This window comes from Pseudomonas sp. SMN5, from assembly GCF_052041925.1.
Taxonomy (GTDB): Bacteria; Pseudomonadota; Gammaproteobacteria; order Pseudomonadales; family Pseudomonadaceae; genus Aquipseudomonas.
In genome coordinates, this window is the sequence record NZ_JBKGGX010000019.1 from 52,906 (window position 1) to 68,503 (window position 15,598).

The window sequence follows — 15,598 nt, forward strand, 5'->3', positions numbered from 1 at the left end:
TTTATCTGCACATGACAAAACCCCCGGCAAGGCCGGGGGTTCTGGGTATTACTCGTCGAGGAAGGAGCGCAGGTGCTCGCTTCGTGTCGGGTGGCGCAATTTACGCAACGCCTTGGCTTCGATCTGACGAATCCGCTCGCGGGTTACATCGAATTGCTTACCGACTTCCTCGAGGGTGTGGTCGGTATTCATGTCGATGCCGAAACGCATGCGCAGTACCTTGGCTTCACGGGCAGTGAGGCCGGAGAGCACTTCGCGCGTCGCTTCCTTGAGGCTCTCAACGGTGGCGACATCGATCGGCGACTGCATGGTGGAGTCTTCGATGAAGTCACCCAGATGGGAGTCTTCGTCATCACCGATCGGGGTTTCCATGGAGATCGGCTCTTTGGCGATCTTCAGTACCTTGCGGATCTTGTCCTCAGGCATTTCCATGCGTTCGCCCAGCTCTTCCGGTGTCGGTTCGCGACCCATTTCCTGCAGCATCTGCCGCGAAATACGGTTGAGCTTGTTGATCGTCTCGATCATGTGCACCGGAATACGAATGGTGCGTGCCTGGTCGGCGATCGAGCGAGTGATCGCCTGACGGATCCACCAGGTGGCATAGGTCGAGAACTTGTAGCCGCGACGGTATTCGAACTTATCTACCGCCTTCATCAGGCCGATGTTGCCTTCCTGGATCAGGTCGAGGAATTGCAGGCCGCGGTTGGTGTACTTCTTGGCGATGGAGATCACCAGACGCAAGTTGGCTTCGACCATCTCTTTCTTCGCGCGACGGGCCTTGGCCTCGCCGATCGACATGCGACGGTTGATGTCCTTGATCTCGGCGATGCTCAGGCCGGTCTCGGTTTCCAGCGCACTCAGCTTCTGCTGGCAACGGATGATGTCCGGTTGCAGGCGGGCAATGGCTTCGGCGTACTTGCTCTTGCCCTTGGCCAGTGCGTCGGTCCAGCTTTCGTCCACTTCGTTGCCGGGGAACTGACGCAGGAAGTCGGCACGCGGCATGCGGGCGTCACGTACGCAGAGCTGCATGATCGCACGCTCTTGCTGACGCAGGCGATCCAGGGCGCTACGGACACGCTCGACCAGACCTTCGAATTGCTTGGGCACCAGCTTGATCGGCATGAACAGCTCGGCCAGGGCCAACAGCTCGGCCATGGCCTGCTTGTTATCGCGACCGTGCTTTTTCAGCGCCTTGCGGGTGATTTCCATCTGGTCGGCCACAGCGCCGAAACGCTGTGCAGCGATGACCGGATCCGGACCGCTTTCGGCTTCTTCTTCGTCATCGCTGGCTTCGGCATCTTCGTCATCGCTGTCGTCGTCGGCCTTGACGGCTTTAGAGTCAAGCGGCGGCGGCACTTCGGCGGCCGGCGGCGCGATGCCGTCGTCCGGGTCGATGTAGCCGCTCAGGACGTCGGACAGACGGCCACCTTCGGTGGTGACGCGGGTGTACTCGGAGAGAATGTGCTCGACCGTGCCAGGGAAGTGCGCGATTGCGCCCATCACTTCGCGGATGCCTTCCTCGATACGCTTGGCGATTTCGATTTCGCCTTCACGCGTGAGGAGCTCTACCGTACCCATTTCACGCATGTACATGCGCACGGGGTCCGTGGTACGACCGATGTCGGTCTCCACCGCCGCCAACGCTGCGGCCGCTTCTTCAGCGGCCGCCTCGTCGGTATCGGCGTCGGCCAGCATCAGGGCGTCCTTATCAGGAGCAACCTCGAATACGTTGATCCCCATGTCGTTGATCATGCGGATGATGTCTTCCACCTGTTCCGGATCTGAAATATCCTCCGGCAGGTGGTCGTTGACCTCCGCGTAAGTCAGGTAGCCCTGCTCACGACCCAATAGGATCAACTCTTTGATACGAGACTGCTGTTGCGCTTTTCCGGACATAACACCCTATCCACTGAAGGTCTTGGCGGGCAAAAAACAAGCCGAGGATTATACCTGAGCTGTGACCTCACGCGCCAGTTGAGGTCGGGTTTGATGCGTTGACATTGCGGCTGAGTAAGTCGCGCAATTGGTTTTTCTCTTCGCTGGTCAGCTCGCTTTGGCGAGCTTTTCGTAGAAGTTGTTCCAGATTTCGCTCACGTTGGCGGGCGGACAAGCTAGTAATGGTGTCGAAAAACTGTTGTTCAAGGTTATCTCCTTCAATCAGCCATTCCTTCTCCGCCAGGGCCTTCAACAAGCGTCCCTGTTCGGTGCCATGCCACCGTGCGATCAATTGGAAGGAGTTTAGCCTGGGGTTTTTCTGCACCGCTTCCAGGAGTGCCACCAGCAATTGCGTGTTGCTGTGGTCCTCGGCGGCGAAATGCCCTGCGTCCTCGACCTTGCCGGCCAGTTGTGGGTGATGCAGCAAGGTGCGCAGGGCCGCCAGTGTTGGGGGTTCGACGGCGGCCGGCACCCGCGGGGCACGTGGCTGGTCGTGATCGCCACGCTTGGCGTTCTTGTCCCACGGCCTTTTGTCCCATTTCTTGCCGCCGCTGCCCGGTTTTTTCGGTGCCCATTGCTGCTGCGGCGCATAGTCTTGCTGAGGTTGATGATAGTCCGCGAAATCCGGCATCGCGTCGTAGTCGATGCCCGGATCGTAGGCCGGCGGCGCTTCCGGCGGGGCGCTATGAGCCAGCTGATTGACCGCTTCGCTGTTGAGCCCGGTGATCTCGGTCAGGCGCTGGCGCATGAGTGCGCGCAGGTTGGCACCTGGCACTTTGTCGATCAGCGGCGCTGCGAGGGTGACCATGTGAGCCTTGCCTTCGAGGGAGCGCGGATCGGCCTCTTCGGTCAATTGCTGGAAAAAATAATCGGCCAACGGTTGCGCATGCTGGTTGATCCGCGCGCGGAACGCGTCGGTGCCTTCGGAGCGCACCAGTGTGTCCGGGTCCTCGCCCTCGGGCAGGAACAGAAAGCGTGCCCGCCGCCCGTCCTGCAGGCATGGCAGTGTCGCTTCCAGTGCACGCCAGGCGGCGTTACGGCCGGCCTGGTCGCCGTCAAAGCAGAACAACACGCTGGGCACCACCCGAAACAGGCGCTTCATGTGCTCTTCGCTGGTGGCCGTGCCGAGGGTCGCGACGGCATTGCGCAGGCCTTGCTGGGCCAGGGCAATTACGTCCATGTAGCCTTCGACGACGATGATTTCATCGAGGTTGCGATTGTTCTTGCGCGCCTCGTACAGCCCATAGAGCTCCTGGCCCTTATGGAACACCGGGGTTTCCGGGGAGTTCAGGTATTTGGGCTTGTCGTCGCCCAGTACCCGACCGCCGAAGGCAATGATCCGTCCGCGTGTGTCGCGGATCGGAAACATCACCCGGTCACGAAAGCGATCGTAGCGCTTGCCGGTCTCGGCATTTTCGATCAGTAGGCCGGCGTCGATCATGGCGCGCTGTTGCAGCGTGTCGCTGCTCAGGTGCTTGTACAGGTTGTCCCAGCCGGGCGGGGCGAAGCCCAGGCCAAAGTCCCGGGCAATTTCACCGGTCAGGCCACGGCCCTTGAGGTAGTCCACTGCAGCCTTGCGTGCCGGATGGCTCTTGAGGGCCTGGCGATAAAAATCGGCGGCCGCTGTCAGCAGTGGATAAAGCGGCGAGTCGGTCGGTTGACGCGGTTTGTGCTGGCGACCGCTTTCCTCGCGGGGGATCTCCATGCCGGCGGCTTTGGCCAGTTCTTCGACAGCCTGGGGAAAGTCCAGGTTGTCGTGGTCCATGATGAAGCCGAGGGCATTGCCGCCAGCGCCGCAGCCGAAGCAATAGTAGAACTGCTTGTCGGGGCTGACGCTGAACGACGGGGTTTTCTCTTTGTGAAACGGGCAGCAGGCCGTGTAGTTCTTGCCCGCTTTTTTCATTTGCAGGCGAGAGCTGACCACGTCGACGATGTCGGTGCGGTTCAGGAGGTCGTCAATAAAGCTCTGGGGAATCAGCCCGGCCATGGCGTTCTCATCATCACTGCGCGAAATAAGGCCCGAAAGCAGCAGGGGGCATCGGTTCCAGGTCTTGAGGCACGCATGAGCGGTGGCTCAACCGGTCGTCTTCAGTATCGCTGTCGGGAAGTGTATCTGCCGATAATCCACTGACGTTAATGACGATCAGTAATCGGCTGTTCGAATGTGTTGCGCTGAGTCCGGTAACGGCCGGTCGGGCCTCGGATAGCTCATGAAGCGGGCACGCAGACAGGTGCCTTGGGCTGATCGTCGTTAGAGGAATCAGGGTGTGCTCGTCAGTAGCCTTGGAAGGCTCGTCAGGAAAGACGTGCACCGCTGGCAAGAAGCCAGGTCTGACGCGGTGAAGCAGGTTGTCTTGGTCGCGTCTGCGGCTTTGACGGTGAAGCATCAAGCGTTATTCCGCAAATGCCATAAGCCCGGCTTGAGGGCCGGGCTTGGCAGAAGCTTGCTACGAACGTCTGTGTATTAGTACAGGCGTACGGCGCGGCGCTGTTCGCGCTGAACTTTCTTGGCGTGACGCTTAACAGCGGCTGCTGCTTTGCGCTTACGCTCGGAAGTCGGCTTCTCGTAGAATTCGCGGCTACGAACTTCAGCCAGAACACCGGCTTTTTCGCAGGAGCGCTTGAAACGACGCAGAGCTACGTCGAAGGGTTCGTTCTCTTTTACTTTGACGGCTGGCATCCAGAGCTACCTTCATTCATTACCGGGGTCAACATCCTCGCGGCAAAAGATGCACTTGAAGACGTCGGTTTTTAAGGGTTGCGGATGTTAACCCCTCAACGCTCGGAATGCAAAGCCTCTGATCGAAAACCGCTGGTCGGGGCATCATGTGGCGACTATTATGCGCGCCTTCGAATTCAGCCCCTACAAGGCGCAGACCCATGCTAGTACTGGGATTGGAAACTTCCTGCGACGAAACCGGTGTCGCACTCTATGACAGCGAGCGCGGCCTGCTGGCCGATGCGCTGTTCAGCCAGATCGACTTGCACCGCGCCTACGGCGGCGTGGTCCCCGAGCTTGCGTCCCGCGATCACGTCAAGCGCATGCTGCCCTTGATCCGTCAGGTCCTGGCCGAAAGCGGCTGTGTACCGACCGAGATCGACGCCATCGCCTACACCGCCGGGCCCGGGCTGGTGGGCGCGCTGCTGGTTGGCGCGTCCTGCGCCCAGGCGCTGGCGTTTGCCTGGGGTATTCCAGCCCTCGGCGTGCACCACATGGAAGGTCACCTGCTGGCACCGATGCTCGAGTCCAAACCGCCCGAGTTTCCGTTCGTCGCTTTGTTGGTGTCGGGCGGCCATACGCAGCTCATTCGGGTTGACGGAATCGGCCAGTACGAATTGCTTGGCGAGACCCTCGACGATGCTGCCGGTGAAGCCTTCGACAAAACCGCGAAAATGATGGGCCTCAATTATCCTGGCGGACCGGAAATTTCCCGGCTGGCGGCTCAAGGCGTCGACGGGCGCTTCGTCTTCCCGCGTCCGATGTGTGATCGGCCCGGCCTGGATTTCAGCTTCAGCGGCCTGAAAACCTTTGCCCTGAACACCTGGCAGCAATGCGTCAGCGCCGGGGACGACAGCGAGCAAGCCCGTTGCGACATCTCGCTGGCGTTCCAGCAGGCCGTGGTGGAGACTTTGACCATCAAGTGCAAGCGGGCCCTGAAGCAGGCCGGGCTCAAGCGTCTGGTGATTGCCGGTGGCGTGAGCGCAAACAAGGCCCTGCGGCTATCGCTGGAGAAAATGCTTGGCACCATGGACGGCGACGTGTTCTACGCCAGGCCGCAGTTCTGCACCGATAACGGTGCGATGATTGCCTTCGCCGGCTGTCAGCGCCTGAAAGCCGGGCAGCACGAAAGCCTGGCGATCAGCGTGCAGGCGCGCTGGCCCATGGAGCAGCTATCGCCGTTGTGACGTTTATCTAGAAATGCCGTTCGCGCCCGGCGAACAGGTCGCGTAGATTGCCCCGGTGACGCCAGACGATCAGTGCGACCAAGGCGGTCATCGGCAGCAAGGCCGCCGGTTCCTGCCAAGCCAGCAGTGGCAGGGTCAGGGGGGTGGCAATCAACGCGGCCAGCGAGCTGGTTCGGGTGAGGTAGAACGTCAGTAGCCAGGCGCAGACCGCCAGCAGAGCTGCAGGCGGATACAGACCCAGCAACATGCCGGCAGCGGTGGCAACGCCCTTGCCGCCACGAAAGCGGAAGTACAGCGGAAACAGGTGGCCGATGACGGCGCAGACGCCGATCCAGGCCTGCTGTTGCAACGAGAGCCCTGCAAGGCTGGCGATCAATACGGGCACAAGGCCTTTGCAGAGGTCACCGAGCAGGGTCAGGACAGCCAGTTTGCGTCCTGCCAGGCGCAGCATGTTGGTGGCGCCGGCATTGCCTGAACCACTCATTCGCGGATCCGGGCGACCGGTCAGGCGGCTGAGCAAAATGGCGAAGGACAGCGAGCCGAGCAGGTAGGCGAGAATCGCCAGTAACCAAAACATGCTAACTATTCCGGGCGAGGACGCCCTGATTCTAACGGCGCATTGCGCCCTTGTCGTGCTGCGGAGAAGAGTGCTTGGACAGAGTGTTTATCGAAGGCCTGGAAGTCGACACCGTCATTGGTGCCTACGACTGGGAGCGAGGCATCCGACAGTGTCTGCGGCTTGATCTGAGTTTTGCCTGGGATAACCGTCCGGCTGCGGCGGGTGATGACCTGACCCTGGCGCTCGACTATGCCAGCGTATCGTCGCGCATCCAGGCGTTCGCCGCGCAAGCGCAGTTTCAATTGGTCGAGACCTTCGCCGAGCGACTGGCCCAAGAACTGATGGACGAGTTCAAGATCACTTGGCTGCGCCTGAAATTGACCAAGCCTGGCGCCGTTCCGGCCGCCAGTGGAGTAGGCGTGGAGATCGAGCGCGGATGTCGCTGACTCAGGTTTTTCTCGGGCTCGGCAGCAATATCGAGCGTGAAACCCATTTGCGCGCCGGGCTTGAAGCCTTGGCGAGTTTTCTTTCGGATATGCGCTGTTCGGCGGTATTCGAGAGCCAGCCGGTGGGGATCAAGAGCGGGCCGTTCTTCAACTTTGTCGTTTCGGCCTTCACCGATCTGCCGCTGATGGAACTGGATCGTCGCCTCAAGTTCATCGAGGCGGACAACGGTCGTTATGCACCGGACCGCAAGGGGTTGCCGCTGGACATCGACGTGTTGCTGTATGGCGAACAGGTCGGAAACTTCGATGGGTTGGTGTTGCCTCGCGCAGAAATTCTCAGGAATGCTTTCGTTCTGTGGCCGTTATCCTTGATCGCTCCTGATCGGGTTCATCCTGGCGTGGGTAAAAGCTTCGCCGCTTTGTGGGATGAGTCGCAGATCGATCAGGTTCTGGCGCCGGTGGCTTTCGAGTGGCGGGGCGAGCAGTTGACGCCATTGGAACTGCTGCGTCCTTCCTGACACCATCGCGAGCAGGCTCGCTCCCACATTGACGCAGGTTCGGCGCCCACCGCAAACCCTATGGGAGCGAGCCTGCTCGCGATGAAGATGGAACATCCGCCAAAGATGCCAACTGACACAACGTTCCCTGTCAGCCCGCCGCTTCCTTGTACACCTTCAATGCCCTGAGCCGCTCGCGCTTGATCGCCTCGCCCAGTTCCGGCCCCTTGAAACCTTTCTCCAGCAACGGCTGCACCGCTACCGCACGCGCCGCTGCTGCCGCGCCACGCAAATAGTCCGCCTGTGGATAACTCCGCTCCTCCAACCCTTTGCGCCCACGCGCATCCATCTCGCAGGCCGCGATGAATTCCTCGAAGCGCTGGGGGCGACGATACACGTCGAAACTTTGCAGCAGTTCAAGCAGGGTGGATGCTTTCAACTCGAGTGCCCTGTGGCCATGGGTGTGGTACTGACCGACCAGTAGTGCCAGCTCCTGGCAGTCGCGCGGCACCTTGAAGCGCTCGTTGATCGCCTTGATCGGTTTCAACCCCTTGTGTTCATGGGCGATATGACGCGGCCACTCATCCTCGGGTGTCAGGCCTTTGCCCAAGTCATGAAGCAGGCACGCCCAGCGAACCGTCAGCGGTTGGCAGTGCAGGGCGGCCTGCTCCAGCACGCTCAGGGTGTGGATGCCGGTGTCTATTTCCGGGTGATGCACCTCAGGTTGTGGTACGCCGAACAGCGCGTCGACTTCGGGCATCAGGACTTTGAGGGCCGTGCAGTCACGCAGTACCTGAATAAATACCTGCGGTTGTTTTTCCATCAGGGCGCGGGAGATTTCCTTCCAGCTGCGTTCGGCGGTCAGCGCTTGCAACTCGCCGGAGCCACTGAGTTGGCGCATCAGTTCCAGAGTTTCACCCGCGACCTTGAAACCCAGAGGCGCGTAGCGCGCGGCAAAGCGAGCAACCCGCAGGACTCGGAGCGGATCTTCGGCAAAAGCCGGGGAAACGTGGCGAAGCATGCGGGCTTCAAGATCGCGCTGGCCGTTATAGGGGTCGGTCAGGTTGCCGTCGTCATCTTCCGCCATGGCGTTGATCGTCAAGTCCCGGCGGATCAGGTCTTCCTCTAGGGTCACGTCAGGGCTGGCATGGAACACGAACCCGCCATAGCCTCGGCCGCTTTTGCGTTCGGTACGGGCGAGGGCGTATTCCTCGCCAGTGTCTGGGTCAAGGAAGACCGGAAAGTCAGCCCCGACGGGACGAAAGCCCAAGGCAAGCATTTGCTCGGCGGTGGCACCCACTACGACCCGGTCGATGTCGGTGACGGGAATGCCTAGCAGGCGGTCGCGAACGGCACCGCCGACTTTATAGATCTGCATAAAAAACCTCCGTTGGTCCGACAGGATAACCTTTGTGCCGGACCTTCGGAGGCGCAAACATCGGTCAAAGGTGGGTCACTGCCAGGTCCAGGCGGCCATAGTCCCCCTCGGCTTGTTCGTTTCTGGGCGGTACGTGATGGGTTTTCATGACCTGGTCGCCTTGCAGGGTTTCCAGATGAATATCGAACCCCCAGAGGCGATGCAGGTGCTTGAGCACCTCATCGGTGGAGTCACCCAAGGGTTTGCGGTTATGTGCCTGGTGTCGCAGGGTCAGTGAGCGATCTCCCCGGCGGTCGATGCTGTAGATCTGCACATTGGGCTCGCGGTTGCCCAGATTGTACTGCGCCGCCAGGGTTTCGCGGATGATGCGATAGCCACTTTCATCATGGATGGCGGGCACCACCAAGTCATCTTTCTGATCGTCGTCGAGGATGCTGAACAGTTTCAGATCGCGAATCACCTTCGGTGAGAGGTACTGCAGGATGAAACTTTCATCCTTGAAGCTGCTCATGGCGAATTTGATCGTGGACAACCAGTCGGAACCGGCAATTTCCGGAAACCAGCGGCGATCCTCTTCGGTGGGGGCCTCGCACATGCGACGGATGTCGCGGTACATGGCGAAACCCAGCGCGTATGGGTTGATGCCGCTGTAGTACGGGCTGTCAAAGCCGGGCTGGAACACCACGCTGGTGTGGGACGTCAGGAACTCCATCATGAAGCCATCGGTGACCAGGCCTTCGTCGTACAGATCGTTCATCAATGTGTAATGCCAGAACGTTGCCCAGCCTTCGTTCATGACCTGAGTCTGACGCTGTGGATAAAAGTACTGGGCAATCTTACGCACGATACGCACGATTTCCCGCTGCCATGGTTCCAGCAGCGGTGCATGTTTCTCAATGAAGTAGAGGATGTTTTCCTGGGGTTCGGCGGGAAAACGGGCGTTGTCCTTTTCGTTGTACTTGTCCGCGCCCTTGGGAATGGTGCGCCACAGATCATTGATCTGCTTCTGCAGGTGTTCTTCCCGGTCCTTCTGGCGTCGGCGCTCCTCTTCGGCGGAAATCGGATACGGTCGTTTGTAACGGTCCACCCCGTAGTTCATCAGGGCGTGGCAGGAGTCCAGCAGATCTTCTACCGCATCGATGCCGTGGCGCTCTTCGCATTGCATGATGTACTGCTTGGCAAACACAAGGTAATCGATGATCGAGCTGGCGTCGGTCCAGGTGCGGAACAGGTAGTTGCCCTTGAAGAAGCTGTTGTGCCCATAGCAAGCGTGCGCCACTACCAGCGCCTGCATGCAGATGGTGTTTTCTTCCATCAGGTAGGCGATGCAAGGATCCGAGTTGATCACGATTTCGTAAGCCAGCCCCATCTGGCCGCGTGTGTAGGACTTTTCGGTGCTGAGGAAGTGCTTGCCGTAGGACCAGTGGTGGTAACCCAACGGCATGCCGACCGACGCATAGGCGTCCATCATCTGCTCGGCGGTAATCACCTCGATCTGGTTCGGGTAGGTGTCCAGGGCATAGCGATCCGCGATACGGCTGATTTCCCGATCGTAGGCCTGGATCAGCTCGAACGTCCATTCGGAGCCTGTCGAAATGGGCTGGCGCTTCTGCTCTTTTTTGGCGGTCATGTCACTAACCTGCGCTGGAAGAGTTCACGGAAGACCGGGTAGATATCCCCGGCCGAGACCAATTGCTGCTGAGCAAATGTGTCGCTGAAGGCTTCGGCGATCCGCTCATATTCGTACCACAAGGCCTGGTGTTCCCGTGGAGTGATTTCCACATAGGTGTAGTACTGGACGAACGGCATGATCTGGTTGATCAGGATGTCGCGGCAAATCGGTGAATCGTCGTTCCAGTTGTCACCGTCCGACGCCTGCGCGGCATAGATATTCCACTCGTTGGCCGGATAGCGCTCGGCCATGATTTCCTGCATCAGTTTCAAGGCGCTCGAAACGATGGTGCCGCCGGTCTCCCTGGAGTAGAAGAACTCTTCTTCATCCACTTCCCTGGCGCTGGTGTGATGGCGGATGAACACCACGTCGATCTTGTCGTAGTTGCGTTTCAGGAACAGGTACAGAAGGATGAAGAAGCGCTTGGCGATGTCCTTGGTGGCCTGGGTCATGGAACCGGAAACGTCCATCAGGCAGAACATCACCGCCTTGGAGCTGGGGTTGGGTTGTTTGACCAGCAGGTTGTACTTGAGGTCGAACGTATCCAGGAACGGAACACGATGGATGCGTGCGCTGAGTTTCTCGATTTCCGCTTCCAGGTCCTGAATGTCGCCGAAATTGTCAGGTTCTTCGCGTTTGAGGCGGGCCAGTTCTTCTTTCGCCTCGCGCAGTTTGGCCCGGCTGCTGCCTGACAGCGCGATGCGCCGGGCATGGGCCGAACGCAGGGTCCGAATGATGTTGATGCGCGAAGGGTTGCCTTCGTTGCTGATACCGGCGCGTACGGTCTTGAAGGTATCGGTGCCGGTCAGGTTACGCTTGACCAGGTTCGGCAGCTCCAGGTCCTCGAACATGAACTCCAGGAACTCCTCCTGAGTGATCTGGAACACGAACTCATCCATGCCTTCGCCGGAATTGCCTGCCTTGCCAGGCCCCTTGCCGCCGCCACCGCCCTGGGGCCGTGGGATATGTTCGCCGCTGGTGAACTCCTTGTTGCCGGGGTGTACGACGGTCTGTTTACCGCCGCGGCCATGGTGTAGCACCGGCTCGTCGATATCGCGCCCGGGAATGCTGATCTGTTCGCCATGTTCCATGTCGGTAATGGAACGCCGGCTGACGGCCTCTTCGACGGCCTTCTTGATGTGGTCACGGTAACGCCGCAAAAAGCGCTGGCGGTTTACCGTGCTTTTGTTCTTGCCATTAAGGCGTCGGTCGATCACATAGCTCATGCGGCCCTCCGGGCAGCTTCAAGTGATGAGCTACAAGCTTCAAGTAGAAGCGGTTACCCGGTTGCCAGGGCTGACGCGCTTTTCCTTGCAGCTTGTAGCTTGTGGCTTGCAGCTGTTTTACTGCGATTTGCGGACCCGCAAGTACCACTCGGAGAGCAGCCGTACCTGTTTGTCGGTGTAGCCACGTTCGACCATGCGTGTAACGAAGTCGTTGTGTTTTTGCTGGTCCTCCTTGCTGGCCTTGGCGTTGAAGCTGATAACTGGCAACAGGTCTTCGGTGTTGGAGAACATTTTCTTCTCGATGACCACACGCAGCTTTTCATAACTGAGCCAGGTGGGGTTCTTGCCGTTGTTGTTGGCCCGGGCGCGCAGCACGAAGTTGACGATCTCGTTGCGGAAATCCTTCGGATTGCTGATACCGGCCGGCTTCTCGATTTTCTCCAGCTCTTCGTTGAGGGCGACGCGGTTGAGGATTTCTCCGGTTTCCGGGTCGCGGTATTCCTGGTCCTGGATCCAGAAGTCCGCGTACAGCACGTAGCGGTCGAAAATGTTCTGACCGTATTCGCTGTAGGACTCCAGGTATGCCGTCTGGATCTCCTTGCCGATGAATTCGATATAGCGCGGCGCCAGGTATTCCTTGAGGAAGCGCAGGTAGCGCTCACGGGTTTCCGCCTGGAACTGTTCCTGCTCGATCTGCTGCTCCAGCACATACAGGAGGTGGACCGGGTTGGCGGCAATTTCGTGTGGATCGAAGTTGAAGACCTTGGACAGGATCTTGAACGCAAAACGAGTCGACAGACCGTTCATCCCCTCATCGACCCCGGCGTTATCGCGGTATTCCTGAATCGATTTGGCCTTCGGATCGGTGTCCTTGAGGTTTTCCCCGTCGTACACGCGCATTTTCGAATAGATGTTGGAGTTTTCCGGCTCCTTGAGGCGCGACAGTACGGTGAATTGGGCGAGCATCTTCAGGGTGTCTGGCGCGCAATGGGCTTTGGACAGCGAGCTGTTGAACAGCAGCTTGTCGTAGATCTTCACCTCATCGCTGACCCGCAGGCAGTACGGCACCTTCACGATGTAGATCCGGTCGATGAACGCTTCGTTGTTCTTGTTGTTACGGAAGGTGTGCCATTCCGATTCGTTGGAGTGGGCCAGCAGGATGCCGGTGAAAGGGATAGCCCCCAGGCCCTCGGTACTGTTGTAGTTGCCTTCCTGGGTGGCCGTCAGCAGAGGGTGCAATACCTTGATGGGCGCCTTGAACATTTCGACGAATTCCATCAGGCCCTGGTTGGCCCGGCACAGCGCCCCCGAGTAGCTGTAGGCGTCGGCATCGTTCTGCGGGAATTCTTCGAGCTTGCGGATATCGACCTTGCCCACCAGTGCCGAGATATCCTGGTTGTTTTCGTCACCGGGCTCGGTCTTGGCGACTGCGATCTGGTTGAGGATCGATGGGTAGAGCTTGACCACCCGGAACTGGCTGATGTCTCCCCCGAACTCGGCCAGGCGCTTGGTGGCCCATGGCGACATGATGGTATTGAGATAGCGCCGTGGAATGCCGAAATCCTCCTCGAGGATCGCGCCGTCTTCAGTGGCGTTGAACAACCCCAGGGGCGATTCGAAAACCGGTGAGCCCTTGATGGCGTAGAAGGGCACTTTCTCGATCAGTTGCTTGAGCTTCTCGGCCAGGGATGATTTACCGCCACCAACCGGGCCAAGCAGATAAAGGATCTGCTTCTTCTCTTCCAGGCCTTGGGCGGCATGGCGGAAATAGGACACGATCTGTTCGATGCACTCTTCCATCCCATGGAAGTCGGCAAAGGCCGGATAGCGGCGAATCACCTTGTTGGAAAAGATCCGCGAGAGCCTCGAGTTGGTCGAGGTATCCAGCAGTTCCGGTTCTCCGATTGCCAGCAACAGACGCTCCGCGGCCGATACATAGGCACCGCGGTCCTGCTTGCAGAGTTCGAGGTATTCCTGCAGCGAGTATTCCTCCTGCCGCGTGGACTCGAAACGTTGCTGGAAGTGGCTAAAAATACTCATGACGTCACCTCGCTCGATACGTGGAGCCGGTGTCGGATCAATCAGTCGATGCTGGACAGCCGCTGGGAACCCAGTTGCCGTTTACCCCCCAGAATACTCCCAGGATTACAGGTTCCTGAAAGCTGACTCCCGATGACCCGCGCGCCGGTGTACCGGCTCTCCCCTGTTTTGGATGGCCTGAGGCTAAGGATAGTTCGGAATCCGAGAGGTAAAGGTGGAATACGTAATTAGTTGTGGCAGACCGTTCGTCTGCTGCCGCTCTAGCCCACGGTACACGCGGGCTTGAACGACATGAAAAAATTATTCCGATGTACCTTGTGCTGTTTCGTCCGGGTAAGTCGTGCGCCATAGCTCGAAACCGCCGTCCATGCTGTAGACATCAGTGAAGCCCTGGCTGATCAGATAGGCGGCTGCGCTCTGGCTGGAATTGCCGTGATAGCAGACCACCACGACGGGAGCGTCGAGGTCGGCGGCCCGGATGAAATCGGCGATGGAGTGGCTATCCAGGTGCTTGGAACCGCTGATGTGCAGCGCAGCGAAAGTCGCCGGGTCGCGGACATCGACGACGACTGCGCCTTGCTCACGCAGGACCTGGGCCTGCTGGGGGGGAATGCGTTTGAATTCGGACATGTGGGACTCCTGTAGCCAACACCGGTCAGATGGCAGTACCGGCCGACGATGATGCGGTGGTCAAGGGATGGTGGGGTTTGGGGTGGCCCTGTTCGTCGCAATCGCAACGCAGTAGCTCGCCGCTGTCGACGTTCATCAGCGTCATGGCGCTACCCCATACACAGCCGGTGTCGAGGGCAAATACCCCAGGTTCATCGGATTGGCCTTCAAGCGCCGCCCAGTGGCCGAAAATGATCCTGAGGCTACGGGTCTTGCGCTCCTTGTGCCTGAACCACGGGGCATAACCGGGAGGCGCAGTCTCGATGCCTTCCTTGCCCTTGAGATCGAGCTTGCCGTCGCGGGTGCAGAAACGCATGCGGGTGAAGTAGTTGGTAATGACCCGAAGGCGGGCAGCGCCGGTGAGGTCATTGTCCCACTTGACCGGTTCGTTGCCGTACATGCCATCCAGGTAGGGCCCGAACAGGCTGTCGTCGCGTAGTGCCTGTTCGACCTCGGCCGCACACTTGAGAGCCTTGCGCAATGACCATTGGGGTGGAATGCCGGCGTGGACCATCGCCAGGTTGCGCTGCTCGTCGTAATGCATGAGTTTCTGCTGGCGAAGCCATTCCAGCAGCTCGACGCAATCCGGGGCCGCCAGTATTTCAGCCAGCGTATCGGATTTTTTCAGTCGTTCGATGTTCCGCCAGGCCGCCAGCAAGTGCAGGTCATGGTTGCCAAGCACGCACACCAGCGACTGGCGGATGCTGTAGAGAAAACGCAGTGTCTCGAGCGATTGCGGACCTCGGTTGACCAGGTCCCCCACCAGCCACAGTGTGTCCTGCTGCGGGTCGAAGGCGACTCGTTCCAGCAGGCACTTGAGCGGGTCGAGACAGCCCTGCAGGTCGCCGACTGCATACGTGGCCATCAGTGCAGCGCCCCGGGCACCGCCAGGCGAAAGGGCTTGATGACGGCATCGAAGCGTTTGCCGTCCTCGGCCAGCATCTGGTAGGTGCCCTGCATCGTGCCGACCTGGGTGGTCATCACGGTGCCGCTGCTATAGCTGTGGCTTTGGCCGGCCTCGATCAGCGGTTGCTGGCCGACGACACCTTCGCCGCGAACTTCTTCGACATGCCCGTCACCGTCGGTGATGACCCAATGCCGCGACAGCAGCCTGGCGGGCAAGGAGCCGTTATTGCGCACGGTGATGTGGTAGGCGAAAGCGAAACGGTTGTGCTCGGGTTGGGATTGTTCTGTCAGATAACGGGTGGTGACGCTGACGTCGACCTGGTAGCGAGGATCGGACATGCAAAAGGCCTTAAAAACGAAGCGG

14 protein-coding genes are annotated in these 15,598 nt (G+C 59.4%); 3 read left to right on the forward strand and 11 right to left on the reverse strand.

What is annotated here, in order from left to right:
* Nucleotides 1-48: 48 nt before the first annotated feature.
* The 3 genes from rpoD to rpsU form a co-directional block, all read right to left on the reverse strand.
* Nucleotides 49-1,896, reverse strand: coding sequence for an RNA polymerase sigma factor RpoD (gene rpoD, locus ACLEJR_RS19165; RefSeq protein ID WP_440796392.1), 1,848 nt, complete (start codon nt 1,894-1,896; stop codon nt 49-51).
* Between the two features lie 67 nt (nt 1,897-1,963).
* Entirely contained in the window at nt 1,964-3,922 is a 1,959-nt protein-coding gene (gene dnaG / locus ACLEJR_RS19170; RefSeq protein WP_440815802.1) for a DNA primase, read from the reverse strand.
* Between the two features lie 477 nt (nt 3,923-4,399).
* Nucleotides 4,400-4,615: a 30S ribosomal protein S21 gene (gene rpsU / locus ACLEJR_RS19175; protein WP_002551877.1), complete on the reverse strand. Its 216-nt coding sequence runs from the start codon at nt 4,613-4,615 to the stop codon at nt 4,400-4,402.
* Nucleotides 4,616-4,815: 200 nt separating this feature from the next.
* Between rpsU and tsaD the strand changes: the two genes are divergently transcribed.
* Nucleotides 4,816-5,841 carry a tRNA (adenosine(37)-N6)-threonylcarbamoyltransferase complex transferase subunit TsaD gene (gene tsaD / locus ACLEJR_RS19180; protein WP_440796396.1) on the forward strand — a complete coding sequence of 342 codons (1,026 nt, stop codon included), beginning with the start codon at nt 4,816-4,818 and terminating at the stop codon, nt 5,839-5,841.
* A 7-nt stretch (nt 5,842-5,848) separates the two neighbouring features.
* Here tsaD and plsY read toward each other — a convergent pair whose 3' ends face one another.
* Nucleotides 5,849-6,418, reverse strand: coding sequence for a glycerol-3-phosphate 1-O-acyltransferase PlsY (gene plsY, locus ACLEJR_RS19185; protein ID WP_003177683.1), 570 nt, complete (start codon nt 6,416-6,418; stop codon nt 5,849-5,851).
* 74 nt (nt 6,419-6,492) lie between these two features.
* Here plsY and folB point away from each other — a divergent pair, with 74 nt between their 5' ends.
* Together folB and folK are read left to right on the forward strand one after the other, a co-directional pair.
* Entirely contained in the window at nt 6,493-6,846 is a 354-nt protein-coding gene (folB, locus tag ACLEJR_RS19190) for a dihydroneopterin aldolase (RefSeq protein ID WP_440796398.1), read from the forward strand.
* Nucleotides 6,837-7,364 (forward strand): 2-amino-4-hydroxy-6-hydroxymethyldihydropteridine diphosphokinase, encoded by a 528-nt coding sequence (folK, locus tag ACLEJR_RS19195; protein WP_440796400.1) that lies wholly within the window; start codon nt 6,837-6,839, stop codon nt 7,362-7,364. The genes folB and folK overlap by 10 nt, the downstream gene beginning before the upstream one ends.
* Nucleotides 7,365-7,494: 130 nt before the next feature.
* Here folK and ACLEJR_RS19200 read toward each other — a convergent pair whose 3' ends face one another.
* The 7 genes from ACLEJR_RS19200 to apaG form a co-directional block, all read right to left on the reverse strand.
* A complete protein-coding gene (locus tag ACLEJR_RS19200; RefSeq protein ID WP_440796402.1) occupies nt 7,495-8,721 on the reverse strand; it encodes a multifunctional CCA addition/repair protein in 1,227 nt (408 codons plus the stop codon).
* Nucleotides 8,722-8,785: 64 nt separating this feature from the next.
* A complete protein-coding gene (locus ACLEJR_RS19205; protein ID WP_440796404.1) occupies nt 8,786-10,351 on the reverse strand; it encodes a SpoVR family protein in 1,566 nt (521 codons plus the stop codon).
* A complete protein-coding gene (locus ACLEJR_RS19210) occupies nt 10,348-11,619 on the reverse strand; it encodes a YeaH/YhbH family protein (protein ID WP_003206179.1) in 1,272 nt (423 codons plus the stop codon). The genes ACLEJR_RS19205 and ACLEJR_RS19210 overlap by 4 nt, the downstream gene beginning before the upstream one ends.
* A gap of 117 nt (nt 11,620-11,736) precedes the next feature.
* A complete protein-coding gene (locus tag ACLEJR_RS19215) occupies nt 11,737-13,659 on the reverse strand; it encodes a PrkA family serine protein kinase (RefSeq protein WP_440796407.1) in 1,923 nt (640 codons plus the stop codon).
* A gap of 300 nt (nt 13,660-13,959) precedes the next feature.
* Entirely contained in the window at nt 13,960-14,289 is a 330-nt protein-coding gene (gene glpE, locus ACLEJR_RS19220; RefSeq protein WP_440796409.1) for a thiosulfate sulfurtransferase GlpE, read from the reverse strand.
* Between the two features lie 25 nt (nt 14,290-14,314).
* The gene (locus ACLEJR_RS19225) at nt 14,315-15,193 is read right to left on the reverse strand and encodes a symmetrical bis(5'-nucleosyl)-tetraphosphatase (RefSeq protein ID WP_440815805.1); all 879 of its coding nucleotides are present in this window, start codon (nt 15,191-15,193) and stop codon (nt 14,315-14,317) included.
* Nucleotides 15,193-15,573 (reverse strand): Co2+/Mg2+ efflux protein ApaG, encoded by a 381-nt coding sequence (gene apaG, locus ACLEJR_RS19230; RefSeq protein ID WP_440796413.1) that lies wholly within the window; start codon nt 15,571-15,573, stop codon nt 15,193-15,195. Before apaG ends, ACLEJR_RS19225 begins: the two co-directional genes overlap by 1 nt.
* Nucleotides 15,574-15,598 lie beyond the last annotated feature (25 nt).

Excerpts from the sequence above, each read along its gene's own strand:
- rpoD (WP_440796392.1), bottom strand. The coding sequence starts at position 1,896 with ATGTCCGGAAAAGCGCAACAGCAGTCTCGTATCAAAGAGTTGATCCTA.
- dnaG (WP_440815802.1), bottom strand. The coding sequence starts at position 3,922 with ATGGCCGGGCTGATTCCCCAGAGCTTTATTGACGACCTCCTGAACCGC.
- rpsU (WP_002551877.1), bottom strand. The coding sequence starts at position 4,615 with ATGCCAGCCGTCAAAGTAAAAGAGAACGAACCCTTCGACGTAGCTCTG.
- tsaD (WP_440796396.1), top strand. The coding sequence starts at position 4,816 with ATGCTAGTACTGGGATTGGAAACTTCCTGCGACGAAACCGGTGTCGCA.
- plsY (WP_003177683.1), bottom strand. The coding sequence starts at position 6,418 with ATGTTTTGGTTACTGGCGATTCTCGCCTACCTGCTCGGCTCGCTGTCC.
- folK (WP_440796400.1), top strand. The coding sequence starts at position 6,837 with ATGTCGCTGACTCAGGTTTTTCTCGGGCTCGGCAGCAATATCGAGCGT.
- ACLEJR_RS19200 (WP_440796402.1), bottom strand. The coding sequence starts at position 8,721 with ATGCAGATCTATAAAGTCGGCGGTGCCGTTCGCGACCGCCTGCTAGGC.
- ACLEJR_RS19205 (WP_440796404.1), bottom strand. The coding sequence starts at position 10,351 with ATGACCGCCAAAAAAGAGCAGAAGCGCCAGCCCATTTCGACAGGCTCC.
- ACLEJR_RS19210 (WP_003206179.1), bottom strand. The coding sequence starts at position 11,619 with ATGAGCTATGTGATCGACCGACGCCTTAATGGCAAGAACAAAAGCACG.
- ACLEJR_RS19215 (WP_440796407.1), bottom strand. The coding sequence starts at position 13,659 with ATGAGTATTTTTAGCCACTTCCAGCAACGTTTCGAGTCCACGCGGCAG.
- glpE (WP_440796409.1), bottom strand. The coding sequence starts at position 14,289 with ATGTCCGAATTCAAACGCATTCCCCCCCAGCAGGCCCAGGTCCTGCGT.
- ACLEJR_RS19225 (WP_440815805.1), bottom strand. The coding sequence starts at position 15,193 with ATGGCCACGTATGCAGTCGGCGACCTGCAGGGCTGTCTCGACCCGCTC.
- apaG (WP_440796413.1), bottom strand. The coding sequence starts at position 15,573 with ATGTCCGATCCTCGCTACCAGGTCGACGTCAGCGTCACCACCCGTTAT.